The sequence below is a fragment of the Rhizobium ruizarguesonis genome, from assembly GCF_012349115.1.
GTDB lineage: Bacteria > Pseudomonadota > Alphaproteobacteria > Rhizobiales > Rhizobiaceae > Rhizobium > Rhizobium ruizarguesonis.
Window position 1 is genome coordinate 1 of record NZ_PQIG01000065.1, and the last position, 23,327, is coordinate 23,327.

22 protein-coding genes are annotated in these 23,327 nt (G+C 60.0%); 8 read left to right on the forward strand and 14 right to left on the reverse strand.

Annotated features, from left to right (window positions below):
• Window positions 1-63 precede the first annotated feature (63 nt).
• Entirely contained in the window at window positions 64-249 is a 186-nt protein-coding gene (locus tag C3Y91_RS08115) for a 4-oxalocrotonate tautomerase (protein WP_018071635.1), read from the reverse strand.
• A 125-nt stretch (window positions 250-374) separates the two neighbouring features.
• On the opposite strand from C3Y91_RS08115, the gene C3Y91_RS08120 reads away from it, so the two are divergent.
• Entirely contained in the window at window positions 375-1,259 is an 885-nt protein-coding gene (locus C3Y91_RS08120) for a LysR substrate-binding domain-containing protein (RefSeq protein ID WP_168575228.1), read from the forward strand.
• A gap of 222 nt (window positions 1,260-1,481) precedes the next feature.
• Here the strand turns inward: C3Y91_RS08120 and C3Y91_RS08125 are convergent, their stop codons facing one another.
• Together C3Y91_RS08125 and C3Y91_RS08130 are read right to left on the reverse strand one after the other, a co-directional pair.
• A complete protein-coding gene (locus tag C3Y91_RS08125; RefSeq protein WP_130688887.1) occupies window positions 1,482-2,624 on the reverse strand; it encodes a helix-turn-helix transcriptional regulator in 1,143 nt (380 codons plus the stop codon).
• Window positions 2,625-2,633: 9 nt separating this feature from the next.
• Window positions 2,634-3,539 carry a helix-turn-helix transcriptional regulator gene (locus C3Y91_RS08130; protein WP_130772584.1) on the reverse strand — a complete coding sequence of 302 codons (906 nt, stop codon included), beginning with the start codon at window positions 3,537-3,539 and terminating at the stop codon, window positions 2,634-2,636.
• Between the two features lie 156 nt (window positions 3,540-3,695).
• Here C3Y91_RS08130 and C3Y91_RS08135 point away from each other — a divergent pair, with 156 nt between their 5' ends.
• The 7 genes from C3Y91_RS08135 (at window position 3,696) to C3Y91_RS08165 (ending at window position 12,493) form a co-directional block, all read left to right on the forward strand.
• A complete protein-coding gene (locus C3Y91_RS08135; protein WP_130772582.1) occupies window positions 3,696-3,995 on the forward strand; it encodes a TolB-like translocation protein in 300 nt (99 codons plus the stop codon).
• A gap of 56 nt (window positions 3,996-4,051) precedes the next feature.
• A complete protein-coding gene (locus C3Y91_RS08140; RefSeq protein WP_168575229.1) occupies window positions 4,052-7,246 on the forward strand; it encodes a M10 family metallopeptidase C-terminal domain-containing protein in 3,195 nt (1,064 codons plus the stop codon).
• A 7-nt stretch (window positions 7,247-7,253) separates the two neighbouring features.
• The gene (locus C3Y91_RS08145; RefSeq protein WP_018071641.1) at window positions 7,254-7,859 is read left to right on the forward strand and encodes a LysE family transporter; all 606 of its coding nucleotides are present in this window, start codon (window positions 7,254-7,256) and stop codon (window positions 7,857-7,859) included.
• A gap of 420 nt (window positions 7,860-8,279) precedes the next feature.
• Window positions 8,280-9,365, forward strand: a complete 1,086-nt coding sequence (locus tag C3Y91_RS08150) for a polysaccharide pyruvyl transferase family protein (protein WP_168575230.1) — start codon at window positions 8,280-8,282, stop codon at window positions 9,363-9,365.
• Window positions 9,366-9,384: 19 nt separating this feature from the next.
• Window positions 9,385-10,899: a lipopolysaccharide biosynthesis protein gene (locus C3Y91_RS08155; protein WP_130663534.1), complete on the forward strand. Its 1,515-nt coding sequence runs from the start codon at window positions 9,385-9,387 to the stop codon at window positions 10,897-10,899.
• Window positions 10,900-11,055: 156 nt separating this feature from the next.
• Window positions 11,056-12,147: an acyltransferase family protein gene (locus C3Y91_RS08160; protein WP_130784142.1), complete on the forward strand. Its 1,092-nt coding sequence runs from the start codon at window positions 11,056-11,058 to the stop codon at window positions 12,145-12,147.
• Window positions 12,148-12,175: 28 nt separating this feature from the next.
• A complete protein-coding gene (locus C3Y91_RS08165; RefSeq protein ID WP_168575231.1) occupies window positions 12,176-12,493 on the forward strand; it encodes a hypothetical protein in 318 nt (105 codons plus the stop codon).
• Between the two features lie 43 nt (window positions 12,494-12,536).
• On the opposite strand, the gene C3Y91_RS08170 is transcribed toward C3Y91_RS08165, so the two are convergent.
• From C3Y91_RS08170 to C3Y91_RS08220, 11 genes are read right to left on the reverse strand one after another with little or no spacing between them, the layout of a single operon-like run.
• A complete protein-coding gene (locus tag C3Y91_RS08170; RefSeq protein WP_130663531.1) occupies window positions 12,537-13,415 on the reverse strand; it encodes an FHA domain-containing protein in 879 nt (292 codons plus the stop codon).
• A gap of 2 nt (window positions 13,416-13,417) precedes the next feature.
• Entirely contained in the window at window positions 13,418-14,320 is a 903-nt protein-coding gene (locus C3Y91_RS08175; protein WP_018071647.1) for a type II secretion system F family protein, read from the reverse strand.
• Window positions 14,320-15,183: a type II secretion system F family protein gene (locus C3Y91_RS08180; protein ID WP_130772566.1), complete on the reverse strand. Its 864-nt coding sequence runs from the start codon at window positions 15,181-15,183 to the stop codon at window positions 14,320-14,322. The genes C3Y91_RS08175 and C3Y91_RS08180 overlap by 1 nt, the downstream gene beginning before the upstream one ends.
• A gap of 10 nt (window positions 15,184-15,193) precedes the next feature.
• Entirely contained in the window at window positions 15,194-17,092 is a 1,899-nt protein-coding gene (locus C3Y91_RS08185; protein WP_018071649.1) for a TadA family conjugal transfer-associated ATPase, read from the reverse strand.
• 20 nt (window positions 17,093-17,112) lie between these two features.
• Window positions 17,113-18,069 (reverse strand): Flp pilus assembly protein CpaB, encoded by a 957-nt coding sequence (gene cpaB, locus C3Y91_RS08190; protein WP_168575232.1) that lies wholly within the window; start codon window positions 18,067-18,069, stop codon window positions 17,113-17,115.
• Complete coding sequence (locus tag C3Y91_RS08195; RefSeq protein WP_168575233.1) at window positions 18,066-18,980, reverse strand: hypothetical protein; 915 nt, start codon at window positions 18,978-18,980, stop codon at window positions 18,066-18,068. The genes cpaB and C3Y91_RS08195 overlap by 4 nt, the downstream gene beginning before the upstream one ends.
• A 1-nt stretch (window position 18,981) precedes the next feature.
• The gene (locus C3Y91_RS08200) at window positions 18,982-19,662 is read right to left on the reverse strand and encodes a TadE/TadG family type IV pilus assembly protein (RefSeq protein WP_024321758.1); all 681 of its coding nucleotides are present in this window, start codon (window positions 19,660-19,662) and stop codon (window positions 18,982-18,984) included.
• Window positions 19,634-21,274, reverse strand: a complete 1,641-nt coding sequence (locus tag C3Y91_RS08205) for a TadE/TadG family type IV pilus assembly protein (protein WP_018071653.1) — start codon at window positions 21,272-21,274, stop codon at window positions 19,634-19,636. Before C3Y91_RS08205 ends, C3Y91_RS08200 begins: the two co-directional genes overlap by 29 nt.
• Window positions 21,271-22,068: a TadE/TadG family type IV pilus assembly protein gene (locus C3Y91_RS08210; RefSeq protein ID WP_018071654.1), complete on the reverse strand. Its 798-nt coding sequence runs from the start codon at window positions 22,066-22,068 to the stop codon at window positions 21,271-21,273. Before C3Y91_RS08210 ends, C3Y91_RS08205 begins: the two co-directional genes overlap by 4 nt.
• Window positions 22,069-22,073: 5 nt before the next feature.
• The gene (locus C3Y91_RS08215; protein ID WP_017968491.1) at window positions 22,074-22,637 is read right to left on the reverse strand and encodes an A24 family peptidase; all 564 of its coding nucleotides are present in this window, start codon (window positions 22,635-22,637) and stop codon (window positions 22,074-22,076) included.
• Between the two features lie 13 nt (window positions 22,638-22,650).
• Window positions 22,651-22,854, reverse strand: a complete 204-nt coding sequence (locus tag C3Y91_RS08220; RefSeq protein WP_018246152.1) for a hypothetical protein — start codon at window positions 22,852-22,854, stop codon at window positions 22,651-22,653.
• Window positions 22,855-23,327 lie beyond the last annotated feature (473 nt).

Sequence of the window (23,327 nt, forward strand, 5' to 3'; positions counted from 1 at the left end):
CTCCCGTGCTGACCCGGGCGGCGGCGTCCCGCAGTTCGAGTCTTCGACGCTGCGGCTCGTCTCTCAGGCTTCAGATTTGAGCTTGCCACCGACCGCCCAGGAATCCTTGGCGATCTCCGTTATCAGGATTTCCAGCGATTCCGGCGGGCACGCCAGGGTTTCGACGGCGGCCTTGGTCGCTTCGCGGACGAAGGCGCGTTTCTGATCGTCGGTGCGGCCGGGATGCATCTGCAGGTGAAGAATGGGCATGGTTTCTCCTTATTCAGGTTGGTGGTGTCCGTCGTCTTGGCGCGGGCATGACGACCATGTTGTAAATTCATTGGTTGATAAATAAGCTCCCGGTTTCGTCATTCGAAACCAAGAGGTAGGCAATCGTGGACAAGCTGGCCGGCATGGCGATGTTCGTCAGGGTCATCGACAATGGCAGTTTCGCGGCCGCCGCGGAGATCGCGCAAGTGTCGCCTGCCATGGTTGCCAAGCACATCAAGACGATCGAGACCCGGCTCGGGGCGAAGCTGATCCATCGCACCACGCGACGCCATCAGCTGACAGAGGTCGGCCAGCTCTATTACGAGCGCAGCAAGCGCGCGCTTTCCGAAGTGGCGCTGGCCGAGGCCTCGGCAAGCGAGCTGCAATCGGCGCCGCGCGGCCGCCTTCGGTTGGTGGCACCCGTCAGCTTCGGGACGCAAGTCCTGGTGCCGGCGCTGATCGACTACCAGAACGCCTATCCCGACGTCAGCATCGAGCTTTCGCTCGACAACAATGTCCATGACCTCGTCGGCGAGGGTTTCGAACTCGGTATCCACATCGGTCCGCTCTCGGACAGCAGCCTCGTCGCCCGCCCGCTCACGCCCTACCGGCGGATTCTCGCTGCCTCGCCGGACTACCTTGCCCGCCATGGCCGGCCGGCCTCGCCGGAGGCTCTGGCGAACCATCTCTGCCTCGGCCACTCCTATTGGCGCATGCAGGATCGCTGGCACCTGGTCGGACCGAGCGGCGGAATGCGCGATGTATTGATTTCCGGAAAATTCTCGGCCAACCAGGGGGCGGCGCTGCGCATGGCAGCGCTCAGCGGCGCGGGAATTGCGCTTCAGCCGGAACTGCTGCTCGCTGCCGATATCGCCGAAGGACGGCTTGAACAGGTGTTGCCCGAATGGTCCTACAAGCCTGTACCGATGTCCCTCATCTATGCGCCGAACCGGCGGCCGACTGCGATGTTGCGGACGGTGATCGATTTCCTGATGGAACGGTTTGGCTGACAACGCTCGGTCGAGGCCGACGGCCGCTATACCGCGGAAGCCTATAAGCTGGCGATCATTGCCTAGAAGGGAAAGCGGTGTGCCGCTTATACCGTTTAATGCCCAGAGTGGACCAGGGTTCGTACCTTCCACCGTGCGAGAAGGTAGTTTCTCCCTACCTGAGCGGATTTCGGCGCTGCTTGGGCGAGGCTTTCATGCAGGCGAGGCATTTCCGGTCGCCCCTCAAAGCAGCACGCGAAGAGATGCGGCCATGCGGGCGAAATCGGCCTGGCGCCGCGTTCCGGTCTTGGCGAAGATGTTGCGGACATGCGTCTTGATGGTGCTGGCGGACAGGCCGAGCTGTTTGGCGATCGCCTTCGGCGTCTCGCCGCGGACGATCAGCTCGAAGATACGGGTTTCGGCCGGGCTCAGGCCGTAAAGCTGGGTCACGGGTTCGCTCGGCAGCAAGGACTGGCTACCGGCCGGCACAAGGAAGAGAGCGGCCGATGCCGGCAGGCAGAGTGCGCCGCGGCTCTGGCGCTGGCGCAGCGGCAGGACATGTACGACATAGGCGATGCCGTCGGCATGGCGCACGGGAATGCCGGCGCCGCCGCTCCGGCCAAGGGCGGCCTCGTCGGACGCGGCCCTGGCGACGGCCTGTTCTAACGCTGCAGCCCCCTCGCTCCTCACCACCAGCCGGTTGCCGGCCGACCGGAACGGGCCCGGCTGCGACAGCAAGCTTTCGGCAGTCGGATTGGCATGGATGATGGTCATCAGTTCGTCCACCAGAAGCACGCCGACCGGCAGGCTGTCGACCACCGAGGCATATGCCGATGCTGCGATCGACTGCACCTCCAGCTGTTGGGCGATCGAGATGGCGCGGCGCAGATGCGGGGCGAGAAGGCGCAACTGGCTCAGCTCGTCCTCGCTCACCGGGCCGGCCGTGGCGTGGCGTCCGAGGGCCAGGCTGGAGACCATATGCGGGTTGCGCTCCAGCCCGATCGCCACCGCATCAATATAGCCCTGCGGTGCGAACCAGCCGGTGTAATAGGGATTGGCCTTCAGCCGGCGGCCGTCGGCGATCTGCGACTGCAGGATAGGCTCTTCCAGCGGATATTGCTGGATCCGAGCATCGCCGCCCCAGATCTCCATGATATCGGCCCAATAGCCCGGTAGCCTTTCCATCCACGGCCCTTCGATCCCGACGCTGACGCCGAAGATGGCGTTGCCCTCGGGAAAGGCGCTGATGCTGAGCAGGCCATAGGAAAAGTTGAGCTCGCGCAGCAGTTCGCTGACGAAGGCCTCCCATTTGACCGGTTCGAGAACGCAGTCGTAGATCATGGCGACGAGTTTCGATGTCAGTTGAAGCGGTGGATGAATGTTCATGGGGACGGATTACACAGGTAAGGACAGGGAATGGGCGAGACCCACGAGGTCCGCCTGCCTGTTCGTGGAAGTCTTGGCGAAGATCCGCAACATATGCGTCTTCACCGTCGAGCGTTTCAATTGCAGGGTATCGGCAATCTCCGAGAGCATCGATCCCTCACCCAGAAGCTGCAGCACGCGTGCCTCAGCCGGCGTCAGCCGGTAAAGTGCGCTCAGTGCCTGCTGCGGCGGCGAGCGCGTCGCCATAGGCGAGATTAGAACGATGGCGACCGCCGACCGCAGGATGGGAAGCTCCGGTCTCAGATCCTCGCGCATCGCCATCACTTGGATCACAACAGGCGCGCCGCCGCCATCGGCGATGAAATTGATCGGCGCGCCGGAGGCAACCGTGTCTGATCCGTCCGTCCCGCCGGTCGCCTTCGCCACCGCCTGCAGAAGCGTCTTCTGCGCCGAGGCCGGCCGGAGTTCCAGGGATCGGCCCCGCAGTCGCACGGGATTGCCGCGCTCGATCATGCTTTCGCCGGCCCGGTTGGCGCGAATGAGGTAAAGCGCCTCGTCGACGAGCAGGACCCCGCTCCCCCAGCTGTCGACATTGGCCTCGTGCAGCTCGGAGGCAACCGCCCGGTCGCGAGCGACCCGGCCGATCGAGACCGCCCGCTCGAGATGCCCGATGAGGATGGCGTCGAGATCAGGCACGGCGGCGATCCTGATATCGCCGCCAACCCTGTTGCCGTTACCGGCGCCGTTGGCTGCCGGTGCCGGCAGAGAGAGTTGTTCGACGTCCAGGCCTGAAATATCAGGCAACAGGCACCGGATGGTCTCGATCGTGGCGGGCCAACGTTCCGGAAAGAGCGCGCATTCGTAAATCTGCCCAAGCAAGGATGAGAAGACATCCGGCGGTATATTTTCTGCCATTCGGGATGCTCTTCGGATTTGCTGCGACGCGGCAAACATAGTGCAGTCCAAAAATGAGCTCAACTTGTTTTTCATCCTTATGGTGGACGACGTTGTTTAGAGCCCACCATACAGTCGCGCCGGAACTTGCCCCTGAAGCAACGTTGAAGGCACGACATGACGACACCAATCATTCTCTCTTCGAACGCTGACGGCGAAGCCGGCAATGGCAATTGGGCTGTGGCCGGAAGCGGCAGCATTTCTCCCGATGGAACCAAGGCGGTCTTCACCTCCTCCGCCTCCAATCTCGTGGCCGGAGACGGGGATGGCCACTCCGACATCTTCCTGAAGAACCTCGTGAGCGGAGAAGTCACCGTTCGCTCGGATGCGGCAGGTGCTGGGAAGGCCAGCTTCACGCCGGATCGATCGAAGGTCACCGTCGTGTCGGCGGCAAACAAACTCGCTGTTTTGGCTTAAGTGCTGGAATTCGATGCACCGTCAAATTCTAAGATATTGATTTAGAAGGAATTGTTATGCCGAATATAACTGAAGCCGCACTTATATCCGCCGAAACTGGTGATAGCGCAGACGTAAACTCCTCGGGAAATCCAAATATCGACCCGCTTCTTTCGGGGACCCGCTGGACATCTACGACCCTTACCTACAGCTTCCCTGCTCAAGGTTCTTCCTATTCCTATTATCCCGCGGGCGGCTTCGAATATCCAGGCGTCGGACTTGGGCCCTGGTGGGCGCAGCATGTCGGCTTCACCGCCGCCCAGCAGGATACGACCCGCTCCGCCCTTGCCATGGTCTCCTCTTACACCGGCCTCAACTTTACCGAAGTTACCGAAACGGCGACCGACCACGCCATTTTGCGGTTCAGCCAGTTGAAGACCGTCTATGACAGCGACGCGCCACCCATCGAGAATTTCGATTCGACGATGTTCAATGCCCCCGGTCACACGCCCGAGGCGGGTGACGCATGGTTCAGCCAGGATAATTTCTTTTTTGGCCAGCCGATAAAGGGAAATTTTGGCTTCCTGGAGATCATGAGGGGCGTGGCGCAGACCCTCGGCCTGGATCAGGGTGGGCACAGCGCCGACGATTCCATCGTCTTCGGATCTGACCATTGGTTCGGCTACTCCGCCGGAGACCAGTCGCAACAAAGCTTCATGCCGGCAGATATCGCGGCTCTTCAATATCTCTATGGCGCCAACTTCACCACCAACGGCGGCGACACGACCTATTCATGGGACCCGTCCACAGGCGAGCAATTGATCAACGGCGCCGGCAAGGGCGCCCCGGCGACAAACACTGTCTATGCCACGGTCTGGGACGGCGGCGGCGTCGACACCTACGATCTGTCGAACTACAGCAGTAACCTCAAGATCGACCTCGCCCCGGGTGCCATGTCGACTTTCTCCGAAAGCCAGCTGGCCGTTCGCCATCTTTCGGCGAGCAACATCATCACGCCGTCTGCGGGCAATATCGCCAACGCGCTGCTCTACAACAACGATACACGCTCGTTGATCGAGAACGCCAAGGGAGGATCCGGAGCGGATACGATGCTGGGCAACATCGCTGACAACACATTGAGCGGCGGCGGCGGCAACGATGCGCTCTCGGGCAAGGGGGGCAACGACACACTGAATGGCGGAGCCGGCAATGACGGCCTGCTGGGCGGGGCCGGCAACGACATCCTTCGCGGCGGCGCGGGCGCGGACGTGCTCTACGGCGACGACCAGCCTGCGGGCGTTGGCCTCGGCAGCGGCTCGGTGATGAAGCCTCTCGGCAACGCTATTTCGTCCTTCGCCACGGCGCTCGATATCTCCAACAGCTTCAGCGTATTTGCCGATGCCAATGTCACCGATTCGAACACCGTGCCGCATGTCACGATCAACCTTCCCAGCGAACAAGCCTACAGCGAGGGCTATTATCGCGTTCATCTCAACGCCGGGACGACGGTGACGCTCGATGTCGATGGCCTGCCTTACGGGACCTACAGCCAAGTCGGCCTCTACGACTCGGCGCACGCGCTGGTTGCCTTCAACAAGGCGATGGGTGGACAGCTCGATCCCGGCTCGGCCAGCGGGACCGACTCCTTCATCACCTTTACCGTGGCCACGACAGGCGATTATTACATCGCGCATTCGGTCAGCGGCAATCTGGCGCACCAGCTTCATGTCTCGGCGGATGGCCCAGTTTCGCCCATCGCCATGGGCGGCGGCGAGGTTGTCAAGCCCGCCACGCTCGATCTTTCCTCCGCTGACAAGGCGCTCGATCTGACGGATCGCTTTAGCCTGGCGGCCAACGCCAACATCGCCAACGCCACCTCGTTGCCGCATGTGACGGTCAACGCCTCGACCGGTGAGAACGGCTTTGATTACTACCATCTCCGGCTTCTTGCCGGCAGCACCGTTACCTTCGACATCGACGGCACGTCGCCGACCGTGACCACGGACACGAACATCCGCTTATACGCCGCGCGCGGGCTCGATATCGCCTACAACGACGATATGAGCGGGCCGCTCGATCCGGGATCGACGAATATAAAAGATTCCCACCTGACATTTACGGTCCAGAATACCGGCGACTATTACCTGGTGGTCGATAATTACTACAACAGGGCCTATGATTATCAGCTGCACGTCTCGGTGGACGTGCCAAGCTACGGCGCTGTCAGTTCTGGCAATGACACCGCCTCTTATTCAGATGCGACGCAGGCCGTGACGGCCAGTCTCGCCGACTCCTCGGTCAACACGGGCGATGCGGCCGGAGACAAGTATTTTTCGATCGAGAACCTCACCGGCTCGGACTACGGCGACACGCTTATCGGCGACAGACTTGCCAATATCTTGAGTGGCGGCAAAGGCGACGACCGGATATCGGGCGGCGGCGGCGACGACATTTTTTCCGGTGGCGATGGCACCGATACGATCGTGTTCGCCGGCAACTACTCCGATTACCAATGGAATTCGGATCTTCACACCCTCACGAGCGTTGCGGAAGGCAAGGACGCCTACGGCCTCGATGTTGAATTCGCGCAATTCGCCGATCGCACGATCGATCTGGGAACCGGCGAGCCACCTCCGGTCAACACCGCCCCCACCAACATCCAGCTCTCCAGGATGGTCGTCGTCGAAGATACGCCGCAATGGACGACGCTCGGCCTGCTGTCGGCCTTCGACGGCGACGGCGACACGCTGAAATTCAAGCTCATCGACGACGCCGACGGGCAGTTCTCCCTGAAAGGCGACAGGCTGGTCACCGCCAAAGCCTTCGATTTCGAGGCGAAAAGCTCGTTTGCGATCACCGTCGAGGTCTCCGACGGCACGGTGTCGGTCGACAAGACCTTTGCCATCTCGGTCAAGGATGTCGCCGAGCCTGCGGTCAACACCCCCCCGCACGACCTCAAATTCTCCCGCGCCGGCATCAAGGAGAACATCAAGGTCGGCTCGTCAGTCGGGCTGCTGTCGGCGACGGACACTGAAGGCAATTCGATCAAGTGGTCGCTGGTCGACGATGCCGACCATTTCAAGCTTGTCGGCAACAAGTTGCAAACGACGGCGGCGATCGACTACGAGACCATTACCGATCACGCCCTGACGATCACCGCAAAGGCAATCGATAGCCTCGGCGCATCGACCGTCAAGTCCTTCACCATCGGCATCCTGGACACGGCCGAGCCCGTCCTGGCGGTGGCAGCCCATCACGACATCCTGATGTGATGTTGCTATGCCGCTTCTCGCCTCGCTTGCTCTATCTTATGCATTGGTTCTGGTCGCGCCAGGGCCAAACTTGCTTATCGTGCTGCGCGTGGCAGTAAGGCCATCCTGGGGTCGCCTGCTGAGCGTTGCCGCCGGGATTGCCTCCGGTGCCGCCATTGCCTCTTATCTCGCTGCGATCGGAGCAACGAGCCTTTATATGCTGGATGACCTGGATCTGTGGGCTTCGGTTGTTTTGTCCTCAATCCTCCTTTATTCAGCCTTCCGGCTTGCGCGCCGTCCTCTTGGGGGAGCGCCTTCTCAACAGCTCGGATCGGATAGCCTGAGTCTCAGGCTCTACGGCTTGGGCCTGGCAACGGCGCTCAGCAATCCCCTGTCCGTTCCCTTCTTCGTGGGACTCTATCTCGCCCAGCCGGGCTTCAGGACCGGTATGGGTGAAGCGGCCACTTGCATCATTTTCGTCATGGCCTTCAGCTGGTTTACCCTGGTTGGATGTGTTTTCTCCGTGCCGGCCATTCAACGGCTCGACGCGATCTGGACGAAGACTGCCCAAACCGTCCTGGCAGCCGCCATGGGGCTTTATGGTTTAATACTGCTTTTTGAGCATGTGCTTTGATCCAAGCACTCAGGGAACCCCAACATGCCGACTTGCTGCGTGACGCGGTTGGAAGCGGCTAGCCTGCTATCCAAGGCGTTTTTGTGCACTTCCCCTGCTGTGGAAAGAATAGACATCGCGAAGACCGGAACGGAATTGCGCGGTGCTGTTGATGGCCGAGCCATCGCCGAAAGCCCGTGATCTCCTTCTTCGACATAAAGTCTAATCAACACTTCATATCCACGGATTTTCCGCGGGCTGTCCCTTCGATTCGCAATTCCAAGCCCAGGCGCGACGCTCGGACCTTGTGATTGCTGGCGGCTAAGAGGGGTGAGACAATTTGCCTACTTAACTATGACGTAAAGCAATTTACGCTTCAATTGACTCTTCAAAATCGCGGATGTAAGTACTGCTTGAATTTTGAAAATGTAAGTAGAATATATGCATCACCTCGGCGAAGTTGTAATACGACGACAAAAAGAAAAGTTGATTGAAATCGTAAGGAAATTTGTAAGCCGGGGACAGCCTTACGTTATAATGAACTTTCCATCAAATAAAGATCCTGGTCATCATGCGAGTTGGCTTGGATTGTCGATGGTATTGCGAGAAGTAACGGGGCGCCCCCCGGTGCTGACTGGCAGCACTTCTAAAAGTATAGACGAGATAAAATCAACCCCAGGCGACGCTCCAATATTCATTTGCGGGGGGATCGACTTTGGAGACGCGCGGACGGGCAGGGATGATGTCCGCTACCGTTTGATGTGGAAATATCCGGATCGGACGATCATTCAGATGCCGCAAACCATTCATTTCGCGAACGAGTCGCTCAAGGAATACGCGAAACGTACGATTGGGAGGCATCGCAATTTTTTTTGCATGACGCGCGATGATCAGAGTTTCGAGCTAGCCAAAGCCAACTTCGATTGTGATGTAGAGGCTGGCCCGGACACGGCATTCGGCATGGGAACGCTGAAACGGTTCGAAGCTGATCCCCTCAGGGTACTATATGTCATGCAGCCTCGTGGAGAGGACGACGTTGATATAGCGAAAGCGCGAGCGATTGCTGATGGACCTCTTACCAATTGGGTTAACGGTCCAAATAGTTTGTCGCGCATGCGCAAGTCGACCGTCGTCAAATCAGCGTTGCGGCATGGCTTTAGCCGCACCGAGATGATGGCCGAACATCGTGAGGATGTCGCTGCTCGATATGTCGAGTATGGCGTGAAGATCCTGTCCGGCGCGCAACGGATAATCACCAACCATCTACACGGTCATATTCTCTGTCTTTTGCTGAATAAGCCGCATATCGCGGTTGCGAGGGAGGGAAGTAACCTACACGACGTCATCGACAGCCAGACTGGCGACAGCCCTCTGGTGGAGAAAGCGACAAATGCCAACGAGCTTTTAGTAGCAATGTCTCGCCTGCCGTATGAATTGGGAGGAGCTTGGTACAAGTCAAGTAAACCCATGAATCTAAACCCTACTATTCCCGTCCCAGATCTAATACCTCAACCCTCCATAGTCTGATTCCCGGTAGGAGCTCACTTTGTCGGTTTTACAAGACGACGATATTCTATTCAGCCATGTCAGTGAGAACCGATCCGCCGCAGCCGTTACGGGTGCTTTCTGGTCGGCGCTGAGTACGCTTATTCCGACAGTCCTTACCTTCGCTGTCTTTGTCGTGACATCTCGCGTTCTCCAGCCTCAGGATTTCGGTCTTGTCGCACTGGCATTCAGCATTGTGTCGTTTGCGGGCAGCTTTGGACCAACGGCATTTGGCGAAGCGATCATACAAAGAGCCGAAATCAGGCGAAGCCATCTGGATACGATATTCCTGCTTTCGCTCGCTTTTTCATTTTTGATCTATGGCGCTTTGTGCATAGCCGCTTCGCCAATCGCGGCCTATGTGGGGCATGAGCAAATCACACCCCTGATTTACATCATGGGATTGAAGGTTTTCTTCGACTTCACGGCCGTCGTTCCGAATGCAATTGTCAATAGGAAGATGTCGTTTCATCTGGTAGCCGTCCGCACCGTGATTGCTACCATCACTTCTGCCTGCATTTGCCTTGTTTTGGTTCTCGCGGGTTTCGGCTTGTGGGGGCTTGCGATTGCACAGATCGCGGCCACAGCGGCATCATGCGGCGCCGCTTTCTGGGGCGCCGGCTGGCGGCCCGGGCTTCACCTGAAGCGAGCAAGCCTGAACGAGCTCCTTCACTATGGGTTCTTTGCATCCGGCACTCGGTTTTTACAGACGATGAGCTTGGACAACTTGCTCATTGGGGTGCTCTTGAGCCCGGCAGCGCTCGGGATCTATAACTTTTCCAAGCGTTTGTTTGATATGATCAACAACGTCATCGCCGGCGGCTTAACATCTGTCACGCACGTCTTGCTTTCTTCATTGCGGTCCGATCCGAAGAAAGTTCGAGAAGCATTTCTAATGGCAACGTTTGGTTGCGCTCTGGTTTCGTACCCCGTATTCATTGGTCTTGCCGCCGTTGCCGATGATGCGATCACCACAATTTTCGGTGCCCATTGGATCGCGGCCGTTTGGCCGGTTCGGTTCTACTGCGTCATAGGATTGATGGCTGGGATCGGCTACGTGCAGGCATCCTTGATCAAGAGCCAAGGAGAGATGGATTGGTGGTTTTACTACCAGCTGGCACGAAACCTCCTCACACTCCTGACGATCGCAATTCTCTATCCTTATGGCGTCACGACGATTGTTTTCGCCATAATGATCGAAGTTCTGTTGTTTTGGCCGATCACCAGCTGGAAGGTTTCGCAACATATAGAGCTGAGTATCCCGGCATATCTGGCGCAATTCCTGCGGCCTACCGTAGCCTCTGCAGGAATGGTTGCAGTCGTTTTCCTCCTCCACGAATTGCTCATTCATTGGTCCCCGTATCCACGCTTGGCCGTGGAAATCCTTGCAGGCGGCATGGTTTACTGTGGCCTGATATTCGTTCTGTGCAGAGCTCGTTTAAATATCTTGATCGGCAGTATAAAGCAGGCACGGCAGCGCAAAAGTAACAGGGGTGCGGTTGCCAACCCTGCATGATTTCCAGGCCCTAGCCGCATAGACCTGTGTTGCGATTTGAAGGATCTCGTCCTCAAGCCGTCATCTGAAATTATGAGAACGTCGCTTCGGTGATGTTCTCATCCACCGCATCCGAACGCCTCTCAGACGCAAACGCGTAATAGGATAATCCATAAGATGACTAGCCTCGACCGCGGTTATTCGCCACCGGCGATGGACGACGTAGGAGTCTCGGTTGCCGACCGCAACCGTTACTATACGCTCGATGCAATGCGCGGATTTGCCGCTATGTGTGTTGTCGCCACACATTTCCGGGAGAGCTATGCGCCTTCAGCCTATCTGGCAGTCGATTTTTTCTTCGTTCTCAGCGGATTTATTATCGCAGATATTTACGGAAAACGGCTCGCTCGCGGTCTGCTGTTCCAGTCGTTTATGGCGGCCCGCATCAAGCGTCTTTATCCGCTCTATTTGATCGGAATTCTGGTCGGCCTCATACAGATCATTCTGTTAACAAGCTGGGGGCTGAGAGATCAAAGTGTTATCGACCTGCTGGCGTCGACGACTGCGAACACGTTCTTTCTGCCCAGCCCAATGTATTTCCTTCAAGCGAACCCGATGCAAGGAATGTTTCCAATCAACGGTCCGGCGTGGTCGATGTTCTGGGAATTGTTGGTGAATATAGTCTTCGCCCTGTGGCTTTTTCGGCTCTCTATCCGAGCCCTCTGCGGAGTTGCATTGGTCTCGGCTGCATGTTTGGTTTTTGTCGGTCTTAAATACGGCATGTTGAATATTGGCTGGGAGTGGCCCTCCGCGGTAGGTGGCCTGCCAAGGGTGATGTTTTCATTTACTGCAGGGGTCGTGATAAGCCGGCTATTCGGCGGCATTCCCGCTTGGAGGAAGGGCTGGGCCGCCATTGTGCCATGCCTTCTTCTGATGATTTGCATTGCGGCGCCGGTTCCTGCCGTGCTGCGGCCGTACTACGACTTGATGTTCGCGATGGCCTTGGCGCCGCTCATCGTGACTCTTGGCCTCTTTTTGGAGATGCCTGCAAAAGCAGAGGCTTTGGCGACATGGATTGGGTATATCTCCTACCCAATCTACATCCTACATCGAGGTGCGATCGGTGTGTTCAAGCCGGTTGCGGCGTCGATTGGATTGAATAACCCTCTCGCATTCTCAGTGTTTCTCAGCGCGGTCGTATGTTTCGCTTATGTGACCGCTCGTCTCGTTGACAAAACTATGGCTACGCGGACCCGTCGAGCTCGATAACTTTGCGTCGGCTTTCCTGGGGCTGAGAATGGTCGGTCAACCGCTCGTCGTGAAGTTGATATTTTTTACCTGCTTCGGCACATTTGCCGTGAGCTTCGCAGTTGCTTTCTGGGTGATCATCAGGGTGCTCTTTGAGACCGACTGTTTGGTAGATAAGCCGGAAGATCAGGGCCTCAGCTGGCGGGAACGGCAAGCACGCAAGCGCAGCCGCTTCGACAGGTACTATGTCGCTGAGGAGTTTCGTTCATTGCGTAAGGCAGCCGCCATCGTCCAGACAGGTTGCGCTTTATCCTTCGGCTCCTTTATATTGCTGGGCTTATTGTTTGGCGAAAGAGCGTCTCATTAGGTTCGAACCACGCCTTCCGGTCAAATGCCCATCAAACCGTCGATCAGCGGCGGGCGGGCGGCTTCATGGCGGCGCGGCGCTGCAGCGCGAAACGCGCGGCCGAGCAGTTGATGTCGGGGACGAGATCGTAGGTCTGCTGGTAGAGGCTCCGCGCCAGCGTATTGTTGCCGCGGTTTTCCGAGGCAAGGGCGGCAAGGGCCGTGCGCTTGTAGGCCTCGACAATCGGCTCGGCGGCCTTTGCCAGCGCGGCGTCGTCAGCCGGTTCGGCTGCAAGCGAAAGGGCGGCATAGCTTGCCTCGCCATCCCTGCCGACACGGCCGCCGACAGCCCCGTTGAAACTTTGTTCGGAGACCTGGCGCATGCGCCTGGCATTCTTGATGCATGTCGGAATGCGGCCAGCTTCCGCATTGATGCGCTCTGCCGTCGGGCCACTTTCCGCGCTGCTGCCGCCAGATAGGATCACGTAGCCGATGATGCCGACGATGGCGAGATAGGCGACCCCCATGCCGGCCAGGAAGGCCGGCTGTTTGAGCAGCGACTTCTTCGGCTTGTCGTCACTTGCCTTGGAGGCCTCCTTCTTCGGCGGGTCCTTGGCGGCGGCCTTGACGACGAATTGGAATTCGACGTCCTTGCCGAGACGGAAGCTGTCGCCGGCCTTCAGCGAGGCCGTCTGCAACAGCGCTTCGCCGCGCAGCATGATCGGGTTCAGTCCCATGCGGCGAATGATGAAGCCGCCGTCGCTCTGCCGCTCGATGCGGGCATGGATCGGCGCTAGGAACGGATCGTCGACGACGATATCGGCATTGGAAGCCCGGCCGATCGACATTTCCGGCCGGTCGAGCACATGGCTGCGGCTCTGGCCGCCGGGACCGGTCTGCAGAAGGCTTGGTTTGTTTCCGCGAAAGAAGGAAAGAAAGGCCATGATCAGAACATCCCACTCGACATCATCTCGACAATTGCAGGCGCCAGCACCAGAAGCAGGATCGACACGACGATCATCATCGCCGGCATGACGATCTTGGCCTTCAGCTTTTCACTGGCCCTGTCGGCCTTTTCCCAGCGGCGGAAGCGCAGGTCGCGCGCATGTTCGCGCAGCAACTCCACACGGTTGCTGCCCTCGACTTCGCCCTGGATCACGGCGCGGATGACGCGGATGACTTCTTCGGCGGTCATGCGACGCTCCAGACGCTGCAGGGCCTCGATCATGCCGGTGCCGAGCGCCACGTCCTTCAGCGTCTGTTCGATCTCCTCGCTCATGACGGTGCCGGGTGCGGCCTCGGCATAAAGCCTCAGGCTTTCCGGCAAGGTCGCTTGCGCTTGCTGCGTCATGACGACGAGATCGAGGAAATAGGGAAATTCGCGCGAAATGCGTTCCTTGCGGTCCTGCGCCTTGTCATCGGCGACGACCCAGAAATAGATGGCGGGGATCAGGCCGAGGATCAGCCCGGCCACCAGCCCGCCGATCACGCTGCCGCTGGCAATGCCGAACAATAAGCCGAGCACGACGAAACCGAAGAGGCTCAGAACGACGAGAAGCGCGATATATTCCCGCCCCGTCACGCCGCCGAAGGGCCGACCGCCATAGATCAGCTTCTGCTCGAGCTGCGCGCCGTAATCGGCCAGGAACGGCTCGAAATGCGTCAGCACGAATTCGACCGGCGTGCGCATGCCGATGCTGTCGACGATATTCGGCGGCGGACCATCGCCGCCTGCGGACCGGCGCACCACCTGAATGCTGCCGAGCATGTCGCCGATCCACCAGACGAACAGCGCTGCGGTGATCCCGGCAAAGACGACGGCGATGAGGCCAAGAGGTATCTGAGACATCAGACCGACACCTTCATCATCGAGCGCATCCAGAAGAAACCGGTCGCGTAAAGTATGGCGCCGACGATCGCGATGACGATGCCGATGGCGTTGCCGAACACCTTGTCGATCAGTTCCGGCTGGCCGAAGAAGATCATCAGGATCATGAACAGCGCACCGCCGTTGACGACGCGGAAATTCATGCGCGCCTGCGACGACGAGGTCGTGATCTTCTGGTCGAGCTTCCAGATTTCCTTGAAGGATTTCGACATTTCCGTCAGCGGCTCGGAAATGTCGCCGCCCTGGCGGGCAAAGAGACCGAGGGCCGCATCGACCATCTTGAAGTGCAGGCTCGGCACGTTGCGGCCGTGGCGGTCAAGCGCCTCGACCAGGCCGATGCCGAGCTTCTGTTCGCGGGCGATGCGTTCGAACTCGCGCGAGGCCGGCATCTGGCCGGTATCGGCCACCGCATTGACGGCGATGGCGAGCGGCTTGCCGGTGCGCACCGCCGAGACGATCTGGTCGACGGCGTAGGGGAGTTGCGATTCGATCTGCAGCCAGCGCCGCTGCAGAAAATAACGGATCACGCCTTTGGGCAGGAAGATGGCGACCGGGATGGCGACGACGACGCCGAAGATCGGCCCGAAAATCAGCGAGACCACCACGAAGACGACGATCGCCGTGATGGCGTAGGCGAGGATCATCGTATAGGGCGGAACGGCATCGCGCCCGAAGACCTGTGCCGCCTCGCTGGCGAGCGCGATGTCACGTTCGGTTGCGCGTAAGAGCGGCGCCGGCCAGCGCACCGGCGCGCCCCAGACGAGCAGTCCGGCCGTCACTGCGCCGAGGGCGACCGCAAAAATCTGCAGAATGCTGATATTCATCGCTTCCCCCTCAGACGAACATGTCCAGTTTTTCGATCTCGCCGTCCTCGCCGAACTCGACGAGCTCGGCGACGAAGCTCGGCAGATAACCGGTGAAGGCATGCACGGCCTGTCCGCCGGCGCGCCCGACGAGATTGAAGATCGGCTCGACAATGATGAGGCCGGTATCCGGATCGATGCCGATCACCTCGGATATTTCGGTGACGGCGCGCCGGCCGTTCGCCAGTCGGTTCAGCTGCACGACGAGCTCGACGGCGGCAACGATCTGCTGGCGGATCGCCATGACAGGTAGAGAGCTCTGCCCCTGCAGCACCATCACCTCCAGGCGGGTCATCATGTCCTGTGGTGTGTTGGCATGCGCCGTCGTCATCGAGCCGGCATGGCCGGTGTTCATCGCCTGCAGCATGTCGATCGCCTCCGCACCGCGGCACTCGCCGACGATGATGCGGTCGGGCCGCATGCGCAGCGCGTTGCGCACGAGATCGCGGATGGTGACACTGGTCTCGGACTCCGCCGTCTTCGGCCGCGATTGCAGATAGACGACATGGATCCCGTCGAGTTGCAGTTCCGACGTATCCTCGACGGCAACGACGCGCTCGCCGATCGGGATGAACTGCGACAGGCTGTTCAAGAGCGTCGTCTTGCCGGAGCCGGTACCGCCTGAGACGACGATGTTCTTGCGCGAGCGGACGGCCGCCTCGAGGAAGGCGCGCATCGGCTCGCTGAGCGCACCGGCGGTCACCAGCTTGCTGATATCGAGCCGCGACTTACCGCCGAACTTGCGGATGGTGAGGCAGGCGCCCTTGACCGCCAGCGGCGGAATGACGGCGTTGACGCGTGAGCCGTCCGGCATGCGGAAGTCGGCCATCGCCTCGCTCTCGTTGATCGAGCGGTTGGAATCGACGGCGATGCGCTCGATCACCTTCATCAGCTGCCGCTCATTGGCGAAGGCGAAAGGATAGCGTTCCAGCAGGCCGAATTTTTCGACGTAGATCTCGTCATAGCGCGTCACCATGATTTCCGAGATGACGTCGAGATCCATCAGCTCGGAGATCGTCCCCCAGCGATACATCAGCTCCTCGATATTGGAGCGCAGGTGCATATGGGCGATCTCGTAGCGGTCGCCGGCGTTGAAAAGAGCCTGCCGGGACTGGAAGGCGGCGCTGAACCGCGTATCGAGCTGGGCGAAGTCCGAGCGGGTGGATTCGAAGTTCAGCTTGAGCTGCAGGGCCGAAATCAGCGCCTTGCCGACGTCGAAGAGGCGGCGATTGTCCTGCTCCTCGCGCGCGAGGCTTGCGGCATTCGACGAGGCGTCACGCCGGCCCGTGCGGGCGATGCGTTTTGCCAGCCATCGATAGACGGCGTTCTTGATGACAAGGATAACGAGATCCTGCGGCGCGCTGTCGAGCGCCTCCTTGATGAACATGTCGAGACGCTCGCGGATACGGGTGCGCGTCTCCTCGCGGCCGAAATCGGAGGATTTCACCAGCCGGTCATACTGCGTGTCCTTCAGCAGGCGCTCGTGAATTTCCATCTGCAGGGCGAGCACGCGTTCCTGATCGGGAAACTGCGTGACCGCTACGGGGGCCGCGGCCGGCTCGACGAGCTCGATCGTGACGTTCGGCACCCAGATCGACATGCCGGCCGATACCGCAACCGGCGTGCCGGCTCGAAGCGGCTGATCGTCGACGCGCGTCGGGTTGCGGCCGTGATGCTGCACCGACCATCCCTGGCCCGATTTCCGCAGCACGAATTGCGGCGAAGAGACGTGGCTGCCGCGCAGCCGCACGACGCCCGCGCCGGCGGGGAGCGTCAGCGTGCTGCTTTCGCCAACGAAATAAGTCTCGTTCGCCGAGAGCGGGATCACCTCCCGACCGCTGCCGTCCTCATAGGAAATCTTCAACAGCATGGCTCATTCCCCCGCGACGGTCACATGCGCGTCCAGTTGATGCTTGGCAGGTCCTCGACGGTATTGTCGGCCGGATTGCGCAGCACCAGGTTCAGGCTGCCGTTCGACTGGCCCATGGCAAAAATCAGCATCTCAGCTTCCGACGGTGTCACTTCGACGGTCACATTGTTGTAGGTGCTGTTGGCCTTGGTGACTGCACCCTCCGCCGTCGTCGCCGCGCCGACGGCCAGCACTTTGACATTCTGCAGGAAGGTGCGGGTGACGACGCGAGTGCGCGAGCTGATGCCGAGTTTATAGTCCTGCGCTTGTTTGCGGTAGGCGTTGACATCGTTCTCGTCGGCGCCTGGATACTGGGTGAGATAGTTCTTCAGCATCTGCTCGACCGGCGACTGCGGCTGGGCTGGAGCCTGCGGCTGTCCGGCTGCGGCCGGCGCCTGGCCCGGGACGGCAGGCTGACCTGGCACGGCAGCGGGCTGGCCAGCGGCTCCCGGCTGGGCTGCTGCGGCCGGCGCCACGGGCTCGACCGGTTCGTCGACCGTGCCGAGGATATCGACATAGCTGCCCGGCTCGACGAAATGGCCGACAGCCGAGGCGGCGTTGACGGGAAGGGTCAGTGCCCGCTTGCCGGGTGCGATCATCGTCGTCAGGCGCCCGCCATCGGTATCGTCGAAATACTGGAAGAGCAGCACCGAGCCGGCCGGAATGTCGGCGGCGGCCGTCCTGTCCTTCAGCCATTCCTGATAGGCGCTGGCCGCGGGAACCGCGAGCTTGGCGAGCGCCCCGAAGCTTTCCGGCAGCATCACCGGTTCGGCGAGCATGTCGGGCGTGATCGCCTGACCTCGCGTCACCTTCCTGTCGGGCTGGAGCCGCATGAAGGCATAGGCCACCTGCTCGTTCTTGACGCTCTCGGTCCAGAAGTAGAGCAGAACGCCGGTGATGAGCCCGACGATGACGGCCGCGATGAGCTTCCAGTTCATGGTGTTATTCCTTCGACGAAGGGTTGCCTGATTTGAATGACTTCGACGGTCCGGCCGTCGGTTTTACTGCGGGTGTACAAGACATTGGCCTCGACGCTGCCGCGGCGGCCATAAAGTGCTGTGACCCGGCCGTGCTGCGCTGGCGATGTCTCGATGGTGAAGCCATCGCGGACAAGCAGATCGGCGCGCTGATCCGACCAACGCGTGGCCGACAGCGTGCCTTTCGACACGACCGTGCGCGAGGTGTGGCCCTTGTCGCGATCGCCGATATCACTCAGCACCTCGACACCGGCCGGCGGACGCAGCGACATCGGCAGCTTGCTGACATCGGCTGGAGCCGCGAAGGCCGGAAGCGTCGAAGCGACATCGTCAAAGCGGCTCATCAGCACTTCGGTCATCGGCGCATCGGCCGGACGACGGATCATGATCGAGACGCCGGGAATCGGCGCTCTCGCGGAAGGATTGGTCGGGTCCTGGCGTCTGAGATAGTCGAGGGCTGCCTCGCCGTCGCCGTCGAAGAACTGAACCACCACGGCAAGATCGTCGCGGATGCGGCTGATCTTTGGCACGATCAGCATATTGGCGGCAATGACGGCAGTCAGCTCTTGCCTGTCGTTGGCTTTCGGCAGGGCAGGGCGGGTATTGACGGCCAACACCCGCAGCCATTCGTCGGTGATATCGGAAATGCTGCGATCGCTCTGATAGGGCGTGAATTCAAGCGGTTGGCCGTTGATGACGAGATCGCGCGGCGCCCGTTCCGGCGCGCCGACGATACCGGCCAGCATCGAATTCAGCGTCACTCTCAAGTCCTTGTAGATCTCGGCACGGCCCGGTGTGGCCATGGCGGCGGCGAACCCGATGACGAGCGCCAAACCGGCGAGATGAACAGAGATGCGGGGCCCTTGTCTCATCTTATTTCGCTCCCGGAAAGACGCCGTCGAAGAGATCGCCGGAATCGTCGGCGACATCGCGAATTTCCCGGCGCAGCGTCGGATCGTAGCCGTGGCTCGTGGTGTCATTGTTGTGCGAGGCAAACAGCGTCGAATCATCAACCGTGAACGCATCCTTCCAGCGGAGGCTCCTGATCGTATCGAGATCGTCGGAATCCCTGAACTTGTAGACGCGGTCGGCTGTCGCGGTGACGAGCTGCGGCTTCTCATTGGCGAGGTCGCCGACCATGTCGCCGAAGTCGCGGCCGTCGCTCTTCAAGGTATTTTGAACATCGTCCCAGACAAAGGTGCGCAGGGGGTCGCCATCGCCTTCATGCGATGGTGTGCGCGAGCAGTTGATGGCGTCGCCCCCGGGCAGTGCCGGCAGAGCCGGGATCGGGAAGACATTCGAGAAATCCGACGTGCAGTCCAGCCCATTTGCCTCGGCGAAGGCGGCGTTGCGCATCGCAAGCATGGTTCCGACCTTCTTGGTGGAAATCTTGTTCGCGTGGATGACGAAAATCACGATCAGCAAGATGACCGGCGCGGCGAGCACGAATTCGATCGAGGCAAGACCGCGCCTGTCGCGGTGCAGCCGCATCAGCAGCCCGCGGCCTGGAGGACCGCCCATAGGCTCAGTGTGTGTTGACGGCAGCCCAGGCATTGGCTCCTCCTCGGTCGAAGACACGGGTCAAGCCGGTAAAACTGTCGGCCGCCGGGCTCTGCTTGATGGTGTTGGAAACCTCGCCGATATCGTCGGCAAGCGTGGCGGGCGCAAGCGATGCCAGCCAGTCCTGGGTGTAGAGGTCGAAGGCCGTGTAATTGTGGACCCAGCTCTGCGCGAGCGCATAGGCGGAGGGTGTCTTGTCCTTGAAGATGCGGATCTGCAGCCTGGCGCGCGGGGCCCGCGAAACGATCGCCAGCGTCTGGTAGTCGTCGAGTTGCTCGCCGCCGAAGGGCGTGAAGTTAAACGGTATGCGTCCTTTCAGCCAGTAAGGCTTCGGGAAGGAGATGACGGGCAGGGGAGCACCCGCCACGGAAATCGCGCCACCGGCTGGGCCGCAGACCTGGTTCCAGATCATGTCGAACTTGCGGGTGAAATCGTTCTCGTCTTTTGTCTGCTTGTCGGAATAGCGCGGCGGCACGTCGATCGGCAGCTGGAAGGGGTTCACGACGCCGAACTCGATGCCGAAGAATTCCTCGGCGACAAAGAAGCTGCCATCGAGGACCAGTTCCTGCCACCAGCTGAGATCGCCAAATTGCTCGATGATCGCCTTGAACGGAACCTTGCTCAAATAGGCCGGGCCGAAGGCTTCATAAAAGATGTAGAAGTCCACTAAAGCATCGTCGATGCCGCTCTCGTGGTTGACCCAGTCGCGGATATGGCTGCCGTCGACGCCGCCTGCGGTCAATGGACCCTTGCCGTTGGGGAAGCCGCGATTGGCAAACTCGCCGCGCATGAGAAACGGGTCCTGCCCTTGCGTGCCATTGCTCATCGCCAGGCACATTTCAGCATAGGCCGCAGCGGGATTGACGCCGTCACGATCGACCGGCAGGTTACCGCCCGCACCTTCTCCGGCGTCGTCGCAGGATTCGCACGGCGGGTGGAAGACGACATGGTCCGACTTGTTCAGGCGCACCAGATGCAAGGCTTCATTGCCGACCCGCTGCGGAAAGCTCTCGACGAGGTAGTCGTTGAGATCATTCATGGCGTCGATGATGTCGCTGGACTTCACGATGAGGCCCCAGGGATCGTAATCGATCTGTGCTTTTACCGTATATGCAAGCGCCTTGGTGGCTCCTATCGCCCGGACTCCCTGGAACGCCAGGCAAGCACCGTAGATGATGCCGCCGACGATCGGAATCTTCTGCCAGCCCGGGCAATAGGGCATCGGCGGCATCGGCGGCACGAGCGACGCCGGGCCGAAGCCTTCCGTGAAAGAATATTCGGCGAGTTTCGCCAGAATGACGCCCGAGCGCAGGGCGAGTTCGGCCGTCGTCAGCTGGAAGGCGACCGACGTCGCCATGACGACGGTTGCCTGCGACGAGGCAACATTGTTCATCGCCATGATGTTGAGATAGCGCGCTTCCCAGTCGGCATGGACGAGTGCTGCGGCATCGGCCGTATCCTGCGTGCGCTGCTTGTCGTAGATCATCTGTCCCGTATTCAGGATCCAGACGATCATCAGGGCGAGCGCGATCGTCATGTAGAGAATGATCGGCGACAGGAAGCCGCGTTCGTCGCGGTGCAGGCGCTTAATGAGGGTCGGTGTCATAGCAGGTTCACCTCCGCCGTCGAGATCGTGTAGTAGCGGCCGTCCTTCCTCTGGCCGCGGGCAAAGACCCAGCCGGCATATTCGAGCAGCAGGAAGCGGGCTTCCACCTTGGCGGTGACAGGCACATGCGGCGAACGGTTGATGGCGGCATAGATTGCCATCGGCGCGCGATCGACGGTCACGGTAACGTTCTGCGGATCGAACATGTAGCGGGCCTGGTTGCGCATCGCCCGCCAGTTCTTCGAAAGGCCGGAAGCGTCGGCAAGGCTTTTCAGCGCATCTTCCGGCGGCTGGCAGGCGCCGACGCATTTCAGCTGGTCGTAGGGTGCGGCCGGGATCAGCGCCAGGCGGGCGGCAAGATCGGCCTTGCCGGCGGCAGCATCGTCATCGCAGGTCTTCACGTCGATGATGCTTCGCAGCGTGATCGGAAAAGCCGGGCAGAAATAGACGCGGGCGCTGCGGGCCGCCGCATAGGCTGCATAGTGGGTGAAGAGGTGGTTCTTGGCCAGGATCGTGAACTGGAAGACCACGAACATGAAGAAGACGAAGACCGGCGTGACAAGTACGAAATCCATCATCGTCGTGCTGCCGGAGGTATCGCCGTGCAGCTCCGATATCCGGCGCCGGCGGGCGGAAAGCCGCGGCAGCAGCAGCATCGAGGCAAGCAGCATCATGGCGATCGCAAAGGTACCGAGGAGCGCGCCGTGATCCTCAGGGAACCAGAAGGTCCGTGAGTGCAGGATCGAACTCCAGAAGGCACCGTCGAAGATGGGGCGTTCGAGTTCCGCGCGCATTGCCGTTACCTCACGAGTGAAAGAGGGGTGAAATCAGGCATGAAAAGGCACCAGAGAAGTCCGAGTGCAGCGGCAACGCCGAAGCGCACGGTATGATGTGTCTCGCGCGGCTTCAGCACCGAAGCGGCGTCGCGGAAACCGGCGGGCAGGAGAAGCGCAAACAGTCCGACCGTTCGGGCCAGCACGCTCCACTGAACACGCCGCGCCATGGAGAAAACGGCAATCACGCCGCCGACCATGAGCGATGCAAGGGTGACGTCGATGGCGGGCCAGAGGCCAAGAATGGCGCCGAGCGCCGCCATCAGCTTGACGTCGCCGCCGCCGCAGCTTCCGGCTGCGAAGGCGATGAAAAAGATCAGGCCGGCTGCAAGGAGGCCTGCGAAGGCAAGCCCTATTCCTGCGAGACCGCCGCTGACTGCCGCCAACATGAACCCGCCAAGCAGGCAGGGATAGGTGACGGCGTTCGGGATATGACCGTGGCGATGGTCGAGCACCGCCGCGGTCATGGTGCAGGCGACGGCAAGAGCCGCCGCTGCAGGCATCAGGGTCAGATCATAGGTCGTATCCATGATCCCGACCCGCTTATTGACCCGGCTCAGGAATTCTCTCGGCATCCGAGAGCGCCGTGTTCTTTTCGTTGAACCATTCGCCGATCTGCTTGCCGAATGCGAGCAGAAGCAGCATCAGCGGAATGACGATCAGGGCGACGGCCAGGACGATCTGGGCCATGTCGCCGCGCTCGTCCTTGTGAAGTGCAATTGCGAGAGTCTTGAGTTTACCAAACATGTGATTACTCCTCATTCCCAGGTTTGTTTCGGTTCGAAGCCCTGGTGAAGATGAACCAAGCATACGCTATCGATCTGAATGAGCATGTTGCTCGATCCAATGATATTTTCTGCTTCAGCTTATCTTCCCCGGCTGCCAACGTTTGTTGAACAACACCATTAAGACCCAAGAGTGCGCCCAAGGCCAGCCCTCCGTCAAGCAAACGAAACGAAGGGTTCCAATTGTCTTGGAGGCATCGCCGGCACAATCGCAGTTGACGTCATGTTTTTTCAACTAACCGCTTGAACAGGCTAAGGTTTTAGCTGAATGGCCGAAGTTTTTGTCAACCTTGCAGGGCCTCGTCTACGGCTCCATAATTGGTCAATTCTTTCAAAGCGATAGAAGAAACGGCATGTGGCGATCACAATGACTGCCTGCGCGAGGGCCGGCCATGGCGTTGTTTGACGATCTGGATTAAGCTTTCGTCAAATGGT